The organism is Arthrobacter sp. SDTb3-6, from assembly GCF_013376095.1.
Classification (GTDB): Bacteria; Actinomycetota; Actinomycetes; order Actinomycetales; family Micrococcaceae; genus Specibacter.
The window spans coordinates 69,005-87,116 of the sequence record NZ_JAAMFN010000019.1; the positions used below are offsets into that span (position 1 = coordinate 69,005).

Consider the following 18,112-nt stretch of genomic DNA (forward strand, 5'->3'; position numbering starts at 1 on the left):
TCCCGGCCGCTGCGCCGGCGGCCACAGATTTTTCTTCCCGCGTATAAGGATCCAGCCATGAGCCAGCAGCACCCGGGCGCCCCTGCCGGTGCACCAGTGTGCCCCCGGCACCCCGAGCGGGTCTCCTATGTGAGCTGCCAACGGTGCGGGCGGCCCACCTGCCCCGACTGCCAGCGCAGTGCCGCCGTCGGCATCCAGTGCGTGGACTGCGTACGGGAAACGGCCAAGGCCATGCCGGTCCGCCGGACGATCTTTGGCGGGGCCGTGCGGACCGGACGCCCCGTGGTGACGCTGACCATGATGGCCATCTGCGTTGTGGCCTATGTGCTGGACCTGGTCCTGCCCAACAGCTTCGTGTTCCAGACCTTCGCCTACGCACCGTTCCTGACGGAGAGCGAGCCCTGGCGCATGCTCACGTCGGCGTTCCTGCACTCCACCAACATCATGCACATCGCCTTCAACATGTATGCGCTGTGGATTTTGGGCCAGGCGCTGGAGCCGGCGTTTGGGCGGGCACGTTTCCTGGCCATCTACGTCATCAGCGCGCTGGCAGGTTCCGTCGGCGTGTTGTTGATGACTCCCGTGGACACCACCGTGGTGGGTGCCTCCGGTGCCATTTTTGGCCTGTTTGGTGCCTTGTTTGTGGTGCAGCGGAAGCGGGGCGGGGACCTGCGGTCCATCGTTGTCCTGCTTGTCATCAACGCGGCCCTGGGGTTTTTCATCCCCGGCATCGCCTGGCAGGCCCATCTGGGCGGCCTCATCGCCGGGGCCCTGTGCGCCGCCGTCGTTTCCTACGCACCGGCCAGGAACCGTTCGCTCATCCAATGGGGCGGCATGGCCGCCGTTGTGCTGCTCATGGCGGTGCTGACCGTGTACAAGGTGTCGACGTTCCCCTCCTTTATCATTTCCTAGCCCTCCGGCCACGCCGGCAGGGCCCTTGGCCCGCCTACTGTGCCTTGAGGCTTCGGTAGTCGCCGGCATAGTGAAGCAGGGGCGAGATGCCCGGATGCCATTGGGCGTCGCTGCCCATGGACACCACCTCCCCCACCACCAACAGGTGCGTTGCCGCCTCATGCACGGCCGTGGTGGCGGCCTCAAAATACGCCAGTCCGCCGTCCAGGACGGCACAGCCCGTGGCCGGGCCGCGCCGGAAGGGCACCTGTGCCAGCAGGCCTTCAACGGGCGTTCCCGGACTGGCCAGCCAATTGGCCTGCCGGCGCTGGTCCGTGGTGAGAATCGTCAGCGCCCATTGGCCCGACGCTGCCACGGCCTGCGCAATCCTTGAGCCCTCGTAGAGGCTGACCAACATTGTCGGTGGGTCGTAGGACACTGACAGGTAGGCGCTTACGGTTGCGGCATAGTCGCGGCCCTTCCATACAGTGCTCACCACCGCCACGCCCGCTGCCTGCTCGGCACTGAGACGGCGGTATTCGTCGATGTCGTCCTGGCTCGGTTCCTGTGGGGAAAACTGTTGGGATTCGAGCGGGCCGGTGATTTCCATGCTGCCATCGTCCCACGCCTCCCTACTTGTCCACAGTTCTGTCCACACATGGGCATAACTTACAGAGCTGTAGTTCTAGTAGTTGAAAATTCGTCGAACAGACTCTTTTCCACAGTGTTGTTCACACTGGGTACAAGTTACACACATGTAATTCCACAGCTGTGGATTACTTTCCTGCGGGAATTTTGTGGGATTCAAGCGGAAGTCCGGGCAAAGTTATCCACGTCTGTGGATAACTTTGTGAACAACTGGAGATAACACTGTTTTAGAAGACGGGCTGTGGACAGTTCGATGAAGTTGTCAAGGCCAGTGGATAAGTTTTCTACGCCCTGTGGAAAGATACCCACATTGTGGAGAACTTTGGGGAAAACTTGTGAGGAACGCATCCCGGCCCCCGACGGGAGGTTCCACGGGGCGTGGCCGGGCTATCGACTAACAGCTGGGGCGTACCTAGAATGGGGGCGGGGCATGCGGCCGGGGATTGAGCCGGCGGCATATGGGTCTTGCCGTTTCCGTGGTTTGACGCGGAAGCGGCACGGGGAGGGGGAGCATGGCGCGCCGTGCTGACGTCGATGACATTGTTGTGCAACTTATGGATAATTCGTCCAGGGGCGTCCTGATCGTCGGGCCGCACGGTGCGGGAAAGACCTGGATGCTCGGACGTGTCATGGATGCCCTGGGTGCCGGGTGCACCACCATCAGGCTGTCTCCCAGCCACGCCCTTTCAACCGTTCCCTTCGGTGCCGTCAATGCTCGTGTCGGCCAGAACCTGGTTCGCAGCAGCGACTTTTACCCGGTGCTGCAGGGCCTGACGGACCAGGTCCAGGCGGACCTTGCCACCGGGAACAAGGTGTTCCTCCTGGTGGACAACGGTGAATACCTCGACGCGCAAAGCGCTGCGGTCATCACGCAGGTGGTCATGTCCACAGACGTGAAGCTTATTCTTGTGGACCATACCGGCGGCCACCACACCCACCTTCGTGAACTGTGGCGGGACGGCCACCTGGCCCGCTTTGAACTGGCCCCGCTGAAATCGGCGGACGTACAAAACTTTATCGCTGACGTGCTGGGCGGCGTCGTGTCCAGCGCTGCTGCGGACTACCTCTCCAGCCGCTCGGCAGGGAACCCGCTGGTGCTCAAGGGCCTGGTGGCGGGCGCCCTGGAAGAAGGCTCCCTGCAGCAGGTGGACGGGATCTGGGTCCTGGACCATCCTGCCGACAGGCTTGGCGCCGAATCAAGCGATTTCCTGCAGATGGACCTCGACCAGCTGGACGCCGCGTCGCGGCGCCTGGTCGAAATCCTGGCGCTGGCCGGCCCGCTGCCGCTGGACGTCCTGCTGGACCTGGCGGAGACGGAAACCATCGATGACATCCAGCAGCGCGGCATGGTGGAGATCTCCCCCGGAGGCACCCTGACCATGGGGCTGTCCCGCCCCGCCACGGCCAGCCCCATCCGGCACATGATTCCGGTGGGCCGCAGCCGGCGGATCCTGGAGGAGGTGTCCAAGGTCATTGTCCCGGGACCGGACTCCGGACCGGACATGGTCATCAATTTCACCCGGTGGTCCCTTGACTGCGGGCTGCCGGTTGACGATGCGCAGATTGTCTCGGCCGCCGTCATGTCCAACCACCTGTTGCGCATCAACGACGCCATGCACTTCAGCAGCCTGCACGTCTCTGCCAAGCACACTGCCGCCCTGCTGGCCCAGCGGTCCATTGCCCACTTGAACCGTAACTGGCCTGACCAGGCCCGTACGCTGGCCGCCAAGAGCCTGGAGCTGTCCCTGACGCCCGACGTCGGCGCTGCCGCCCTCCGGGCCGTCCATCTCGCCTACTTTGCCGATGACGACTATGAATCCCGGTTTGATGCCGGGGTCGCCGCCTACGAACAAAAATATGGGCCGGTGCTCCTGTCGGGATCAGCCACCCGCGCCACCATTGACGTCCTGATCCTGGAGGCCATGAAGGAACTGACCCTGGGCCGTGCGGACGAGGCGTCCCGGCGCATCCGTGCCCTGCTGTCCCACCCCCTGTGCAGCAACAGGATTGACCAGACGCTGCTGAAGTCCATGCTGTGTGAAGTCCTCACCACCACCGGGCGGCTGACCTCGGCCACCAGCCTCGCCGGCGAAGTCATCGAGGAGCTGGAAAGCCCCGACGGCTTCCCGCGGCCCGACATTGCCCTCCTGGCCTATGCCCGCGCGGTGGCGACGTACATCTACGACGGCAATTGGAACGTGGTGCGGCAGGCACTGGAACCGTCTGTTTTTACCAATCCGGACCTCATGCTCTTCGCCGGCGGGCTGCGGGACCTGGGCGCGGCCATGGCGCACTGCAGGGTTGGCCGCGTGGATGAGGCCCTGGCGGCCCTGCGCCCCGCAGTGGCCGCCCTGGACGACTATGACCCGTGGTTGGTCCTGCACACCGCACTCGGGCTGCTTTCCTACTGCCTGGCCTTGCGGGGCGACGCAGCCGGCGCCAGGGACCGGCTGAAACAACTCGAGTCGTTGGACCGGAGGGGGAGCAGGTTCTACCACGTGGAGGGCGCCGCCTACGCGGCCGCGGCGCAAGCCCTGGCGGGCAATGCGGAGGAGGGAACCCGCCGGTTGATGGAGCTGCGGAAAGAGTGCCAGGAGCAGGGTTACGCGGGAACGGAAATGACCGTGCTGACCCTGCTGGTCCGGATCGGGGAAACTTCGGCGCCGCACAGGATGGTGGAAGTGGCCGAAGCCATGGAATCCGGCTGCCGGGACTTCTTCCGGGAGTGGGCGCAGGCCCTGCTGTCCGGGGACCCGGCCCTTCTGGACCAGGCCAGCACCACCGCCTTGGGGCACGGCTTTGAGCTGGTGGCCGCAGAACTGGCAACCCGGGCCCAGCGTGGCTTTGACGAGGAAGGCAAGGTCCAACGCGGGCGGAAGACCGGCACCCGTGCTGCGTCGCTGCGGGACAACCTGCCCGGACTTGTGACCCCGGTCTTCAAAAGCAACGGCCTGCCCCAAATGACCCGGCGGGAACATGAGATCGCCCAACTCGTGGCCGAGGGCAAATCCAACAATTTCATAGCCGAGCACCTGGGCGTCTCGCTGCGCACCGTCGAGGGACACCTGTACCGCACGTTCATCAAGCTGGACCTGCAGTCCCGGGAACAGCTGGCGGAGCTGGTCCGGGAAGGCCGGGGCACCAGGCAGGACGCCAGGCGCTAGGGACGCGGGGGATAACAGGCGAAACCCGGCAAAAATAGAGTGGTCACCACTCGAGAATCACCGGTGTGGTCCCCATTACCCTGAAGAAGCACGCCCCATCCGGCACATGTCCCCCATGGTCCGGCGGATGCAGGACGTGCTGCCTGCCAGCTGCCCGGCCTTGCACCGGGCACCCGGCGGGAAAGGAATGCTCCAACGCCCCGGTGCGGTGGAGACAATGTGGCAGCCATGCCCCCAGCGGTTGCCGCGTTGAAGGAAGCAAGGGCCCCCGCCTCCCCCGCGGGGGCCCTTGCCGTTCCAGGTCCCTGCCCGCAACGGCCCTGTTCCCCGCGGGGCGTCAAGCCTAGACTGAAAGTGCACAGGGAAGGATCCAGGCCGCCGGTGCGGCAGCCGAGAGCACACTGTGGGAAGTTGGGTTGAGCAATGTTCGGGGAAAACGCAGGCAGCCAGGGACAGCAAAATAACGGCACCGATCCGACGGAGGACCGCGGGCGCTACGTGGAAGGTGCCTACGGCAAGGCCGGCCGGGAGCCAGGCCACCACGCCGCCGACGGCCAGGGCCGCTACGTCGAGGGGGACTACGGGCGCTCCGGCATTGAGGACGCCGGACCGGACGACGCGTCAGGACGGTTTGTGGAAGCCGACTACGGCACCGCCGGGGGTGTGCCGGGGCATGGCGCCGCGGATGCGAAGGGTGAATATGTCACCGGGGACTACGGCGACGCCGGCGACGTTGCGGAATAGACCCTAGCTGCGCCACCGGGTGGTCATCATGAAGCCGGCCAGGGCAATGGCAAACCCAATGCCGATGTTCCAGTTGTTGATGTCCGGGATGGGGTATTTGCCGTCTGAAATGTAGTAGACGATGATCCAGAACAGGCCCACCAGCATCAAGGTGACCATGACCGGCAGGAACCATGCCGCGTTCGGCTGCTGCGCCTTCGACGACGGCGTTTGGGCAGGACCCTTGGTGGGGCGGCGGCGCGGTTTGGACTCGGGCACGGTGGCACTCCTCGGCTTGGTGAACTGGCAGCTGCCTTGCTGCGTGGCTGGTCGGCCGTCCATTGCGCGCGGTGTGGATGGATGGATTGTTCCAAGGCGCTGAACTGCCGCTATTCTTGACGTAATTCTAGCCGCTATTGCCGCGCCCCCGATTGCGAAGGGGCCGGCCACCACCTTCCAAGGAGAATGCCGCCCGTGGTTCGATCGACAGGGCACGTCCGTCCCCGCCGCGGTGTTGGGCGGACAGTGGTCCTGGTGGTGGGCGAGCTGCTCGTTACCGTCGGGGTGGTCCTGTTGCTCTTCGTGGTGTGGGAACTGTGGTGGACCAACCTCCAGGCGGACAACACCCAGCAGCAGGCTGTCACCAGGTTTGTCCACGATATGCAGGGTCCTGTGGCGCCCGCACCCGCGCCTGCGCCGGGCACTGCACCCAAGGACTACGGGAAACCCGTGGTGATGGCGGACGTCAACGTCCCCGGGACCGTCTTTGGGGTGGTCTACATCCCCCGATTCGGCAGTGACTACAGCCGGCCGCTGGTGGACGGCACCGCCCCTGAACAACTGAACACCCTGGGCCTGGGCCGCTATGTGGACTCGGCGATGCCCGGCGCCGTCGGCAATTTTTCCGTCGCCGGCCACCGGCAGACGCACGGCGCCGTACTCGACGCCATTCACACCCTGGTTCCCGGCGACAAAATCTATGTGCAGACCAAGGACGGGTACTACACCTATGTGTTCCGCAATAATGAAATTGTGTTGCCCGACCGTATCGACGTCCTTGCACCCGTGCCCACCCGGCCCGGTGCCAAGCCCACCGAGCGTTTCATGACCATGACCAGTTGCAACCCCCGATTCGGCTCCGCCGAGCGCATCATTGCCTACGCGGTCATGGAATCCTGGCAGCCGGCCAGTGCGGGCCCGCCGGAAGCCATCGCCGCCGTGGTTGCCGCGAACAAGGCCAGGGGGCAGTAACCATGTACGGATGGATCTTCCGCCACCTGCCCGGGCCCCTCTGGCTCCGCATTCTCACATCGGCAGTGCTCATCGCCGCGGCCGTGCTGCTTCTGATGCAGTTTGTCTTCCCGTGGCTGAACCAGTTCAACCCGCTCAACGATTCAACGATTGGTGGTACCTCCCGGCCATGACCACGCGCATTTTGGTGATCGACAACTACGACAGCTTCGTATACACGCTCGTCGGTTACCTGCAGCAGCTGGGTGCCGAAACCACGGTGGTGAGGAACGACGACGTCACGCTGGCCGAGGCGGTGGAGCTCGCCTCCGTGCGCGACGGCGTGCTGGTCTCCCCCGGCCCCGGCACGCCGGCCGAGGCCGGCATCTGCATCGGGTTGATCCGCTGGTGCGGTGAAAACGCCAAGCCGATGTTCGGTGTCTGCCTGGGCCACCAGGCCCTTGCCGAGGCCTACGGCGGGGCGGTCACGCACGCCGAACAGCTCATGCACGGCAAGACCAGCGCCGTATTCCACCAGGGCAGGAATGTGTTCGCCGGCCTCCCCAGCCCGGTCACGGCCACCCGCTACCACTCCCTGGCTGCCGTCCGGGACAGCATCCCGGACGTCCTGGAAGTCACGGCCGAAACGGAAGACGGCGTGGTCATGGGCCTGGCGCATACCACGGCGCCCCTGTGCGGCGTCCAGTTCCACCCGGAATCCGTCCTCACCGAGGGCGGCTACCAGATGGTGGGAAACTGGCTCGAATCCGTGGGCCTGAACGGTGCCGCGGCGCTGGCCGCCACCCTGAGCCCCCTGATCAACAACTGACGCACTGCCGCCTGCCGGCCACGCGGCGGGTCCCCGGATCTTAATTGGGCTGTGGCGTAGTCGTGGGGGCCGGGGTCGCGGTGGGCTGCGGCGCCGTGGGCGTGGGCGTTGGTGTTGCGGCGGGCTTCGGCGGCGCCTTTGAGAGGGTCACCACGATGAGGCTCCGCTGCGGAATCTCGGTGCCGGCGTTTTCCGACTGGCCCGTGACCATCCCCGGGGCGACGGCCGTGTTGACCTGCTCCTGAAACTCGACTTGGAGCAGCGGCGAAACCTTGGCGAGGGCGTCCTTGACGGCCTGCCTGACCTTGGCGGGATCCTGTGTGAGGCCGAACAGGGACGGCATGGAGACGTCACCGCTGGAAATCTTCAGCGTGATCCTTTGTCCCACGGGGACAACTTCGCCCGGTTTGGGGTCGGTGGTCACCACCAGGTTCGCCTGGATTTGGGGATCGTCCACAAATTCGTTGGGGCCGAATTGGAGGCCCAGTGCGGACAATTCGTCGCGCACCTCGGACTCGGTCCGTCCCGCCAGGTCCGTCGGGATCTTCACTTCCGACGGACCTTTGGAAACCAGCAGCACGATGGCGGAGTGCGGGTCCAGCAGGCCGCCGGCGGGTGGGTCCGTGCCAATCACGTCGCCGGCCTCCACGGTCTTTGAAAATTCGGTGGCCGGCTGCGGGTCCAGCCCGACTTCCAGCAGCTTGGTGGTGGCGTCGATCTGGTTCATCTTGGTCACGTCCGGGATGGTCACCTGCGCGACGGCCGGCGGCTTGGCGTGCATCAGGTTGTAGCCCAGGAACGCGCCCCCGCCCAGGATGATCACCAGGAACACAAACAAGGTCACCACCCAGGCCCTACGGCGGTGCCTGACGGCGCGCTCGGGTTCGGTGGGCATTTCGCTGCCACCGTCCGTTGTCAAGGGACCCCCGGCGAGCACCTTCGCCATGGCACGCGTGGCCGGTCCGCCGTCGTCGTCCAACCCCATGGGCATTTCCAGCGGAGCCGCGACGGCGACCGCCGCCACCGGCACGGCGACGGGTTCGGGTTCGGGGACGGTGGCCAGCGGGTCGGTGGCGGCGGGCGCCGCCGGGGCAGCCAGCACCACACCGGTGCGGGCCGCTCGCAGGGCGCGCCGGAACGACGCGGCGTCCTGGAAGCGGTCCTCACGGTCCTTTTGCAGCGCCTTCAGCAGCACGCTGTCCAGGGCCGGGGACACCTCCGGGTTGAAGGTGCTCGGCGCGGACGGGACCTCACGGACGTGCTGGTAGGCCACGGACACGGGCGAATCCCCCTGAAAAGGAGGCCGGCCGGCGAGCATCTCGTAAAAAAGGCACGCCGCCGAATACAGGTCGCTGCGGGCGTCCACGGACTCGCCGCGGGCCTGTTCGGGGGACAGGTACTGGGCGGTGCCCATGACGGTCTGCGTCTGGGTCATGGTGGCGGCCGAGTCGGAGATGGTCCGGGCAATGCCAAAGTCCATGACCTTCACGCCGCCGGGACGCCCCTCGGAATCCTCCACGACCATGACGTTGGCGGGCTTGATGTCACGGTGCACAATGCCGGCCCGGTGGCTGTATTCCAGCGCGGACAGCACTCCCAGCGTGAAGTCGATGGCCTGGTCGACGGTGATGTCGTCCGCCCGCACCAGGTCCCGCAGCGTCTTGCGGCTGACGTATTCCATGACAATGTAGGGCAGTTTGGCGGCGTCGCCCAGGGCATCGGCGCTGGAGTGCTCCCCGGTGTCATAGACGGCAACGATCGAGGGGTGGTTCAGCCCCGCCACCGCCTGCGCCTCGCGCCGGAAGCGGGCCTTGAGCTGCGCATCACGGGCCACGTCCCCGCGCAGCAGCTTGATGGCCACCGTGCGTCCCAGGCGGATGTCGCGGGCCATGTAGACGTCGGCCATGCCGCCCCTGCCCAGGAGCTCGCCAATCTCGTACCGCCCACTGACGACGCGGGGAACATTCATGGTGTCAGTGTCCTTTCAGTGGGTCGGCGTGCTGGCGGTCAGGGCTGGGCGGGGGCTACGGTGTCGGCGTGGGTGCGGGCACGGTGGCGTCGGCGGCCGGCGGATTGGCCGGAGCCGTTGTACCGGGGCCCGTAGAGACGTAGTAGGTCACGATGGTGCCCTTGGGCTCCGTTGAGCCGGCCGTGGGGACAACCCGCACCACGTTGCCCGCGGGCACGGTGGCGGATTCCTCCGAGGCCCGCGCGGGCTTGAACCCGGCGTCCGTCAGCGCCTTGTCATACGCGTCCCCGCTCTGGCCCTGGAAGGACGGCACGGTGGCAAAGTCCGCCGGGTTCGGTCCCTTGGAAACCGTGACAGTGACTGTGCTCCCTGCCGGCACGGCGGATCCACTGGGGCTGATGTCGCTCACCATGCCCGCGGCGGTCGCCGGGTCGTAGGCGTCAACGCGCGTGACTTGCAGGCCGTCGTTGATCAGGACATCCCTCACCTCGGCAAACGGCTTGCCCAGGAACGCGTCCGGCTGAATGTCCACGGTTTGGGGTGCCTGGGTGGTGGGCTCGGGTGTGGGCGTCGGGGAAGGCGTTTCCGACGGCGTTGTCTGCACGGGCGCCGACGTCACCGTCGGCAAGCCGGACTGCGTGGCGGCGGGCTTTCCGTCGAACACCCCCAGGCTTTGCAACAGCAGGGCCGCCACAGCAAACAGCAGCAGGGCGATCAACGCAACGGCGGGCCAGGTCCAGGGGCTCCGGCCGCGCCGGGCGGGTTCCGCAGGTGCCTCCTCGGAGTCGAAGTCGCCCATCAGTGAACTGTCTTCCGGCTCGGCGTCCCAGGCGCGCTGGGCCCCCAAGGCCTCCGCCCGGGTCGGCGGACCGGCGGGGACGGTGGTCGCCGCCACGGTTGGCAGCGCCGTCGTGCTTGGCGCCGAAACGTTGCCCACCACGGAGGTGGGTGCCGTGGCGTTGATGTCCACCGGCGCCGTGATGGGTCCCGTGGCCGACTCAAACAACAGCATGCCGGGAACGGCCGCGTGGGCAGCCTGGATGTTGCCGGCCCGGATGGCTTCGGCAGCTTCGGCCAGCTTCAGGGCATTCGCGGGCCGGTTCGCTGGATCCTTGGCCAGCATGGACATCAGCAGAGCGCGCACCGGGGTGGGCAGCGTGTCCGGCAGCGGCGGCGGAGCGTCGTTGACCTGGGCCAGGGCGATGGCAATCTGCGACTCCCCGGAAAACGGGCGGTGCCCGGTGATGCACTCGTAGCCGATGACGCCCAGCGAGTAGATGTCGCTGGAGCCGGTGGCCACCTGGCCGGTGGCCTGTTCGGGGGCCAGGTACTGGGCGGTGCCCATGACCTGGCCGGTCTGGGTCAGGGGCACCTGGTCGGCCAGGCGGGCAATGCCGAAGTCGGTGATCTTTACCCGTCCCTCGGGCGTGATGAGCAGGTTGCCCGGCTTGACGTCGCGGTGGACCAGGCCCTGGGCGTGTGCCACGGAAAGCGCGCGCGCCGTCTGGGCGATCATGGACAGCGTCCAGTCCGCGGACAGCACGTGTTCGCGCTCAATCAGGGCGGACAGCGGCTCCCCCGGCACCAGTTCCATGACCAGGTAGGCGGAGCCGTCCTCTTCACCGTAGTCAAAGACGTTCGCAATCCCCACATGGTTCAGCAGCGCCGTGTGCTTGGCCTCGGCCCGGAAACGGGCACGGAAGCCGGGGTCGCCGGTGTATTCATCCTTGAGGATTTTGATGGCTACGAGCCGGCCCAGGACCAGGTCCTGGGCCTTCCAAACTTCGCCCATGCCGCCGATGGCAATGCGTGAGGTGAGTTGGAATCTGCCGCCTAAGGTGATTCCTGAAGTAGGCCTCACTTTTTCAACACCGCCTTGAAGAGTTTGCTTGCGTTGGGACTTGTTAGTGCTGCGCCGGTGGCGACGTCAACATTGGGCATCATAATGGTCACGACATATTGCGGATCATTCGCCGGCGCGAAACCGGTAAACCAGGCGTTGTTCAATCCAGTGTTTCCGACCTCCGCGGTGCCGGTTTTGCCGGCGACCTCCACGCCCGGAACGGCGGCCGCCCCTGCGATCCCCTGGTCCACCACGTCAACCATCCATTGGGTGATCTGCGACGCGATTTCGGGGGTGGTGGACTGGCGCAGGACCTCCGGCTTGAGGCTTTCCACCGTCCGCAGGTCCGGCGTCCGGACTGCCTGGACCAGGTTGGGCTTCATCTGCGTGCCGCCGTTGGCGATGGCCGCCGTCATCATGGCGATCTGCAGCGGCGTGGCCGTCACGTCCTGCTGGCCGATGGCGCTGCGGGCCAGCGCGGGCTTGTCCAGGGCGGCCGTTGAACCGGGGAACCGGCTGGCCGTGACGGCGTCGGGGAACGTCAGGGAATTGTCATTGAAGCCGAACTTGTCCGCCTGTGCCGTGATGGCGTCCTGCCCCAGATCCAGGGCAATGCTGGCGAACGGCGTATTGCACGAGTTTTCGAGGGCAAAGGCAAAACTCGCCTTGTCCCGGGTGTCGCACTGGCCATAGAGGTAATTGGGCAGCGTATAGGAGATGCCGGGGAACTTCATGGCGGCCGGGTTGGGCAGCACGGTGTCCTTGTTGTATTTTCCGGAAGACAGTGCGGCGGCCGTATCCACGAGCTTGAACACTGAACCGGGTGCGTACGTCTGCTTGTAGGCCGCGGAACCGAACAAGTCGATTCCCGGCACGTTGACCAGTTTCGCATAGGCCGCATCCACCGACTTTTGGTCGTGGCTGGCCATGACATTGGTGTCATAGGACGGTTTGGAGACCATGGCGACAATGGCCCCGGTCTTGGGGTTCATGACCACGATGGACCCGGCAATGCCGTTGGGGATCATGTCATACGCCATTTTTTGGATGGCCGGGTCAATGGTCAGCGCCACCGACTGGCCCTGCGGGCGGGCACCGGTGAAAGCCTGCGAAATGCGGTCGAACAGCGCTGCATTCGTGGTGCCGGCGAGTTCGTCGCGCATGGCCGATTCCAGCCCGTACTGGCCGGCATATTTGCTGTAGAAGCCCGTCAGGCCGGCATAGAGCTGGGGATCGTTGTATTGGCGCTGGTACTTGCAGTCAGAATCGGTGGCGACGGACTCGGCAATCGGGTGCCCGCCCACCAGGATCGGCCCCCGGTCGCTGCAAAAGGTCTTGAGCAGCTGGCGGTTGTTGCTGGGGTTGGCATTGAGCGAATCGGCGTCAAAGAACTGGACATAGGAGATGGAGCCAAAGAGAAGGATGAACAGTGCAATGGCGACAATCCAGGAGTTGCGAATGGCCTGGTTCATGATGCAGGCACCTCCTTCCGGCGCTGGTCATCGGGGGTGGCGGATGATTCGGCCGGCCGGCGGGCGGCGTCGGAGATCCGCAGGATCAAGGCAACGATGATCCAGTTGGCGAGCAGGGAGGACCCCCCGGCCGCCAGGAACGGGGTGGTCAGCCCGGTCAGCGGGATGAGCCGGGTCACGCCGCCGATGATCACGAAGCACTGCAACGCGAAGGAAAACGCCAGGCCCACGGCAAGAAGCTTGCCGAAGGAATCCCGCGTGCCCAAGGCGGCACGGAAGCCGCGGGCAATGATCAGTGCATACAGGCAGACAACGGCGAACAGGCCCACCAGGCCCAGTTCCTCACCGATGCTGGCTATGATCATGTCGCTGTTGGCCAGCGGCACGGTGTCCGGGGAGCCTTCGCCCAGGCCCGTGCCCAGCAGCCCCCCGTTGGCCATGCCGAACAGGCCTTCAACCACCTGGAAGCTGCCGCCGCTGGCACCGATGTATTGGGGATCGAGGGCATTGATCCACGTGTCGATCCGCCGGGTGACATGGCTGAAGATCTTGTATGCGGCAAATCCACCGACGGCCATGAGGACAATGCCGATCACTACCCAGCCAATACGGCTGGTGGCCACGTAGATCAAGACCATGAAAAGACCGAAGAACAGCACCGAGGTGCCCAGGTCGTGTTGGAAGACCAGGACGCCCACACTGGCAATCCAGGCCACGAGCATGGGGCCCAGGTCGCGGAGCCGCGGCAGCTGCAGGCGGCCGATCTTCTTCCCTGCCAGCAGGATCAGGTCGCGGTTGGAGGAAAGATACCCGGCGAAGAATATGGCCAGGGTGATCTTCGCAATTTCCCCGGGCTGGAAGGTGAACGGGCCCAGCTTGATCCACACGGTGGCGCCGTTGACGTCGCCGGCGGAAATGCCCGGCACGAGGGGCAGCAGGAGCAGGACCACCGAGAGGACCAGCGAAATATAGGTGTAGCGGCGCAGGATGCGGTGGTCCTTGAGGGTCCAGAGCACGGCGATGGCCGCCGCCACGGCGAGGCCCGTCCAAAGCCATTGGCGTTCTCCGGCGTTGTCCCCGGAGACAATGTCAAGCCGGTGGATCATGGCCAGACCCAGGCCGTTGAGTGCCACCACAACGGGCAATATAACCGGGTCGGCATATTTTGCCCGGAAGCGCAGGGAGATGTGCACCGCCAGCGAAAGCCCGGCCAGCACCGCCGCCTGGATATAGAAGTCCCTGTCAAAGGTCCGGCCCAGGTTCAGGTTCACCAGGGCGTTGGCCATGATGCCCATGGCGAGGGCCAGGAGCAGCAAAAGCAGCTCTATGTTGCGGCGTGGCTTGGACACCGTCATCAATTGGCTCATTGTCCGCCTCCGGGGGTGCAGGTTGGGGTGGCCGACGGCGACGCTGTTCCGGACGGCTTGGCGGTGCCACGGGCGGTGGCCTTCGCCGGAGCGTGCGTGGCGGTGGGGCGGGCCGTTGCCTTGGCCGTTGCCTTCGCGGTGGGCTTCGCCGAAGCGTGCGGTGCCGTGGCGCCCGCCGTCGCGCCGGGCGACGGCGTGGCTGTAGCCCGGGCGCACGGCGGGGTGCCCGTGCCCGTGCCCAGCCTCAGGTCGACGATGATTTGTTCGGCGGCGCTGAGTGAGGCCGCGGGGACGGTCTGGGCCACCAGCTGCTGCGAATACTCGGGCAGCGATTGGACCGAAACGCTCGTCTCGCGTTCCAAATGCGACAGGGCAAAGGGGCCAAGGTTTTGGGATACGCCCTGGAAAATGGCCACGTTTCCGTGGGAGGAGCCAACAAAATACTGGGTCTGCGTCCAGGCAACGGCGGTCCAGGCGCCGGCCACGACCACAATGGTTGCCACGACGCCCAGCAGGGAAAACAACCACCGGCGGTAGCGGACGCGGGGCAGGGACTGCTCGGTGTCATCCTCCTGAAGCGCGGCGTCGACCGGCTTGTGGGTGAGGACGGTCGCGGCCCGCTGGACGGCAGGATGGTGGGCCAGGAGGGGAATCTTCCCCTCGGCATTCGCTGTCAGCGCCGCACCGACCAATTCGTGCGGGCGTTGTTCGAGTTCACGGCGTACGACGGCGGCGCGTATGTGGGCATCGAGCCCGGCCGTGGGTTCCCCGTCATCCTCCTGGCCGGAGGGCTCCCCTGCCACTGTCCCTGAACCGTCACCGTCGACAGCGTCGTCACCGGAGCCGTTGGCCGGCGCGGCGTCATCGGGCGCCGCGTCTGTTTCGCCGTCGTCGTCCCAGGCCCCGGCAACGGTGTCCAGCGCGGCGGTGGCCGTGTCTTCCGGGGTCGCCTCGGCCACGTCAAAGACCACAACCGTGACGTTGTCCGGGGATCCGGCGGCCAGGGTCAGGTCGATGAGGGTTTCCGCGCAGTGGGCGAGGCTGCTGGTGTGCCGGACCACCTCCTCCACCATTTCGTGGCGGACAAAGTTCAGCCCATCGGAACAGAGCAGCCAACGTTCCCCGGGTTCGACGTCGTAGAACTTCAAATCCAGTTCGGGGGAGGCATCGACGTCCCCCAGCACGCGCATCAGCACGTTCTTGTGGGGGTGGACCTCGGCTTCGGCTTCGGTCATGCGGCCCTCGTCGATCATGCGCTGCACAAACGTGTGGTCCGTGCTCATTTGTTCAAAAACGCCGTTCTTGAACCGGTACGCGCGCGAATCGCCGATGTGCGCATAGGCCAGGCGCTGCCCGGAGAGCAGCAGGGCGGTGACGGTGGTGCCCATGCCGGCCAGTTTTGGATTGACGTGGACCAGTTCCGACAGCAGGGAGTTGGCGGTCTGGATCTCATCGGCCAGGTGGGTTCCGGCGTCGTCCCCTTCGTAGCCGTCGCGGTCCAGGTGGATCAGGTCCAGGACGGTCGAGGCGCTGGCAACGTCACCGCCGGCGTGCCCGCCCATGCCGTCGGCCACCACGGCCAGGTGTTTGCCGGCATAGGCGGAATCGTCGTTCTTTGCCCGGACCAGCCCCATGTGCGACCGTGCCGCATAGCGCAGGATCAGGGGGTGTTCGGCCATGCCTACGGCCTCAATTCGATGACCGTTTTGCCGATGCGAACCGGAACGCCGGGTTCCACGGGCAGTGCCCGGGTCAACTGCGTGCCGCCGAGGTAGGTGCCATTGGTGGAGCCCAGGTCTTCGATGAACCAGCGCGTGCCCTGCGGGAAAAGCCGGGCATGGCGGCCCGAGGCATAGTCATCCTCCAGGACCAGCGTTGCCTCCTGGGCGCGGCCCAGCAGGATCGGCGTGCCGGAAAGCTGCAGTGTGGTGCCGGTCAGCGGCCCCTCGGTCACCACCAGCTCGCGCGCCTGCGCCTTGGCAGGGGCGGCCTCGTCAACCAGTTCCGGATGCTTGCGTGCCTGGCGTGCCGTGGGGGCGCCGACCTTGGCCTTGCGCCCGATCACCAGGTCGCGCCGCATGGCGGCGACAACACTGAAAACCATGATCCACATCAGGATCAGGAAACCGAAGCGCAAAACGGTGACTGTCAGGCTCAAGTCATTCACGGGCGGCCCCCGCTCCGCGCCGGGAGGATGCGGAAGGTGATCTGGGTCCGGCCCATGGTGATGACTGTCCCGTCGGTCAGGTCGGCGCTGCCGTGGACCCGGTGGCCATTGACGAAGCTGCCGTTGGTTGACCCCAGGTCGACGGCGGTGCTGACGCCGCCCCGGGTGCGGATCTCCAGGTGCTTGCGGGAGACCCCGGTGTCGTCAATGAGAATGTCGGCCTCCGAGGACCGTCCCAGGGTGATGGAGCTGGCGTTGAGCGAGTACCGCTGGCCGTCGATGTCCAGGACCGGCTGGCCCGAGGGCGCAGCATCCTGCGGCGGGTTCGCCACGGCAGCTCCCTGGCGCTTGTACATGGGTGTGGGCGCCTGGCGGGGCTGGGCGGGTGCATGTGCGGGAGCCGAAGGAACGACCGGGCGCTGCACGGAAGAACGTGACTGGTGGTCGTCCCTTTCGGTGGCGGAGGCCACCTCGAAGTGTCCGGGCCGCAACTGAGCCGCATGGTTAAAGGTCACACGTACCGGGCCCTGCAATACATAGTCCTGGCTGCGGGAATGGTTGATGATTACATCGCAGAGTTCTTCGGCGAGGGACACACCCCACGACCGTGCACGTTCAAAGTCGGAATCGCCCAGCTGGATGTTGAAGACGTTAGGGGCCAAGGTACGGCCCGCATCAAGCGTCATGGCCTTGTCGTCAAGTTCACGGCGAAGTGCACTGGCCACCTCCACGGGCTGCAGCGACTTCGAACCGCGGGAGAAGGCGCCTCGAACTGCCTTCTCAATGCCCTTTTCAACATTGTCAAACAATCCCATACTGTCTCCCCCTCTCCTTGTGAATGTGGCGTTTGGCGGCCACCGGGTCTTATTCGGTCCGTGGCCGTCCCGGCGTGCCGCAATTACGGCGTGAAGTACGCCCCAAGGCGCGCTAGCCCGCGTCTCGGGCAACGATCCACAACGTCGATACTACTGGGCGCGGCTAGGAAAAACCCTATTGGCGGCCACCTTTGGGGTGGAATTCATACCCCGGGGGGAGCCTTCGCGATCCAGGAACTTGATGGCGAAATCCTCGTGTTTTAGGGAAAAATGACTGGACTGACGGGGAGGGACAGGAGCTGAAACGGGCCCATGGTGTGGCCCGTTTAGGAATTTGGCAAAGTGTCCTATATGCTTGATCTCGCTGTTCCACTGAAACCCGAAAGGGAAACGGTGGGAAGGCAAGAGACGCGCGAGTGGCGGAACGGCAGACGCGCTGGCTTCAGGTGCCAGTGTCCGAAAGGGCGTGGGGGTTCAAATCCCCCCTCGCGCACGTCAAGGGAAAGTCCCCGGCAGGATCGAAAGATCCCAGCCGGGGACTTCTTCGTTTAACCGGCCCGTCCGACCTGTCCCCTAGCCTTGCCCGGGCCGGTCCGGTCCGACCGCCTGGACCGCGTGTGCACCCCAACGCATGGCGGACAGTCCACCCTGGCACTCACTGTGTGAATGGGGCCTTCTCCATGGATGTGGCTGCCAGACCCTTATATCCATCCCCTTATATAGGGACACTTGTATAGGGGGGACCGGGGCCTGAAAGCTGCGGCGCCCCGTGCCAACGGCCAAGGCAAAGGCGGTGGGCACGTGGTCGGTCCGGCCGGTGAGCGCTCAGGGCTCCACCGGATTTGCGCAGGGCTGAAACAGCGTGTATTGTTTTTCGAGTTGCCCCGGTGATCGGGGGAACGAAATCCCGTGTTCATGTGGCCGGTTTTACCGGTGTGTTTTGCATGTCTGCGGGTGGTTTTCCACCCTTTTGTGTGTGGGGGCCGGCAGGACC

The 18,112-nt window shown here is 65.6% G+C and carries 15 protein-coding genes and 1 tRNA gene; 7 read left to right on the forward strand and 9 right to left on the reverse strand.

Translation table 11 applies throughout. The features are described from left to right. Positions 1-57: 57 nt before the first annotated feature. Entirely contained in the window at positions 58-912 is an 855-nt protein-coding gene (locus G6035_RS10965; RefSeq protein WP_176617125.1) for a rhomboid family intramembrane serine protease, read from the forward strand. Positions 913-946: 34 nt separating this feature from the next. On the opposite strand, the gene G6035_RS10970 is transcribed toward G6035_RS10965, so the two are convergent. Continuing rightward, positions 947-1,501 (reverse strand): flavin reductase family protein, encoded by a 555-nt coding sequence (locus G6035_RS10970; protein WP_176617126.1) that lies wholly within the window; start codon positions 1,499-1,501, stop codon positions 947-949. 592 nt (positions 1,502-2,093) lie between these two features. Between G6035_RS10970 and G6035_RS10975 the strand changes: the two genes are divergently transcribed. After that, positions 2,094-4,703 (forward strand): helix-turn-helix transcriptional regulator, encoded by a 2,610-nt coding sequence (locus G6035_RS10975; RefSeq protein ID WP_176617127.1) that lies wholly within the window; start codon positions 2,094-2,096, stop codon positions 4,701-4,703. Positions 4,704-5,126: 423 nt separating this feature from the next. Next, on the forward strand, positions 5,127-5,447 hold the full coding sequence (locus G6035_RS10980) for a hypothetical protein (RefSeq protein WP_176617128.1): 321 nt from the start codon (positions 5,127-5,129) through the stop codon (positions 5,445-5,447). Between the two features lie 3 nt (positions 5,448-5,450). Here G6035_RS10980 and G6035_RS10985 read toward each other — a convergent pair whose 3' ends face one another. Then, positions 5,451-5,705: a cell division protein CrgA gene (locus G6035_RS10985; RefSeq protein ID WP_176617129.1), complete on the reverse strand. Its 255-nt coding sequence runs from the start codon at positions 5,703-5,705 to the stop codon at positions 5,451-5,453. A 186-nt stretch (positions 5,706-5,891) separates the two neighbouring features. On the opposite strand from G6035_RS10985, the gene G6035_RS10990 reads away from it, so the two are divergent. The 3 genes from G6035_RS10990 to G6035_RS11000 are packed head-to-tail and all read left to right on the forward strand — an operon-like array spanning position 5,892 to position 7,485. Further along, positions 5,892-6,677: a class E sortase gene (locus G6035_RS10990; protein ID WP_176617130.1), complete on the forward strand. Its 786-nt coding sequence runs from the start codon at positions 5,892-5,894 to the stop codon at positions 6,675-6,677. 2 nt (positions 6,678-6,679) lie between these two features. Further along, positions 6,680-6,850 (forward strand): hypothetical protein, encoded by a 171-nt coding sequence (locus tag G6035_RS10995; RefSeq protein WP_176617131.1) that lies wholly within the window; start codon positions 6,680-6,682, stop codon positions 6,848-6,850. Then, the gene (locus tag G6035_RS11000; RefSeq protein ID WP_176617132.1) at positions 6,847-7,485 is read left to right on the forward strand and encodes an aminodeoxychorismate/anthranilate synthase component II; all 639 of its coding nucleotides are present in this window, start codon (positions 6,847-6,849) and stop codon (positions 7,483-7,485) included. The genes G6035_RS10995 and G6035_RS11000 overlap by 4 nt, the downstream gene beginning before the upstream one ends. Before the next feature lie 40 nt (positions 7,486-7,525). On the opposite strand, the gene pknB is transcribed toward G6035_RS11000, so the two are convergent. The 7 genes from pknB to G6035_RS11035 are packed head-to-tail and all read right to left on the reverse strand — an operon-like array spanning position 7,526 to position 17,118. Next, on the reverse strand, positions 7,526-9,454 hold the full coding sequence (gene pknB, locus G6035_RS11005) for a Stk1 family PASTA domain-containing Ser/Thr kinase (RefSeq protein WP_176617133.1): 1,929 nt from the start codon (positions 9,452-9,454) through the stop codon (positions 7,526-7,528). 55 nt (positions 9,455-9,509) lie between these two features. Beyond that, on the reverse strand, positions 9,510-11,315 hold the full coding sequence (locus G6035_RS11010; RefSeq protein ID WP_176617134.1) for a protein kinase: 1,806 nt from the start codon (positions 11,313-11,315) through the stop codon (positions 9,510-9,512). After that, a complete protein-coding gene (locus G6035_RS11015) occupies positions 11,312-12,769 on the reverse strand; it encodes a penicillin-binding protein 2 (protein WP_176617135.1) in 1,458 nt (485 codons plus the stop codon). Before G6035_RS11015 ends, G6035_RS11010 begins: the two co-directional genes overlap by 4 nt. After that, positions 12,766-14,136, reverse strand: coding sequence for an FtsW/RodA/SpoVE family cell cycle protein (locus G6035_RS11020; RefSeq protein ID WP_176617136.1), 1,371 nt, complete (start codon positions 14,134-14,136; stop codon positions 12,766-12,768). The genes G6035_RS11015 and G6035_RS11020 overlap by 4 nt, the downstream gene beginning before the upstream one ends. Beyond that, the gene (locus tag G6035_RS11025) at positions 14,133-15,815 is read right to left on the reverse strand and encodes a PP2C family serine/threonine-protein phosphatase (protein ID WP_176617137.1); all 1,683 of its coding nucleotides are present in this window, start codon (positions 15,813-15,815) and stop codon (positions 14,133-14,135) included. Before G6035_RS11025 ends, G6035_RS11020 begins: the two co-directional genes overlap by 4 nt. A 2-nt stretch (positions 15,816-15,817) precedes the next feature. Next, the gene (locus G6035_RS11030; RefSeq protein WP_176617145.1) at positions 15,818-16,249 is read right to left on the reverse strand and encodes an FHA domain-containing protein; all 432 of its coding nucleotides are present in this window, start codon (positions 16,247-16,249) and stop codon (positions 15,818-15,820) included. Between the two features lie 50 nt (positions 16,250-16,299). Next, positions 16,300-17,118 carry a DUF3662 and FHA domain-containing protein gene (locus G6035_RS11035; RefSeq protein WP_176617138.1) on the reverse strand — a complete coding sequence of 273 codons (819 nt, stop codon included), beginning with the start codon at positions 17,116-17,118 and terminating at the stop codon, positions 16,300-16,302. A 410-nt stretch (positions 17,119-17,528) separates the two neighbouring features. Between G6035_RS11035 and G6035_RS11040 the strand changes: the two genes are divergently transcribed. Continuing rightward, positions 17,529-17,611, forward strand: a tRNA-Leu gene (locus tag G6035_RS11040). Positions 17,612-18,112: the final 501 nt, after the last annotated feature.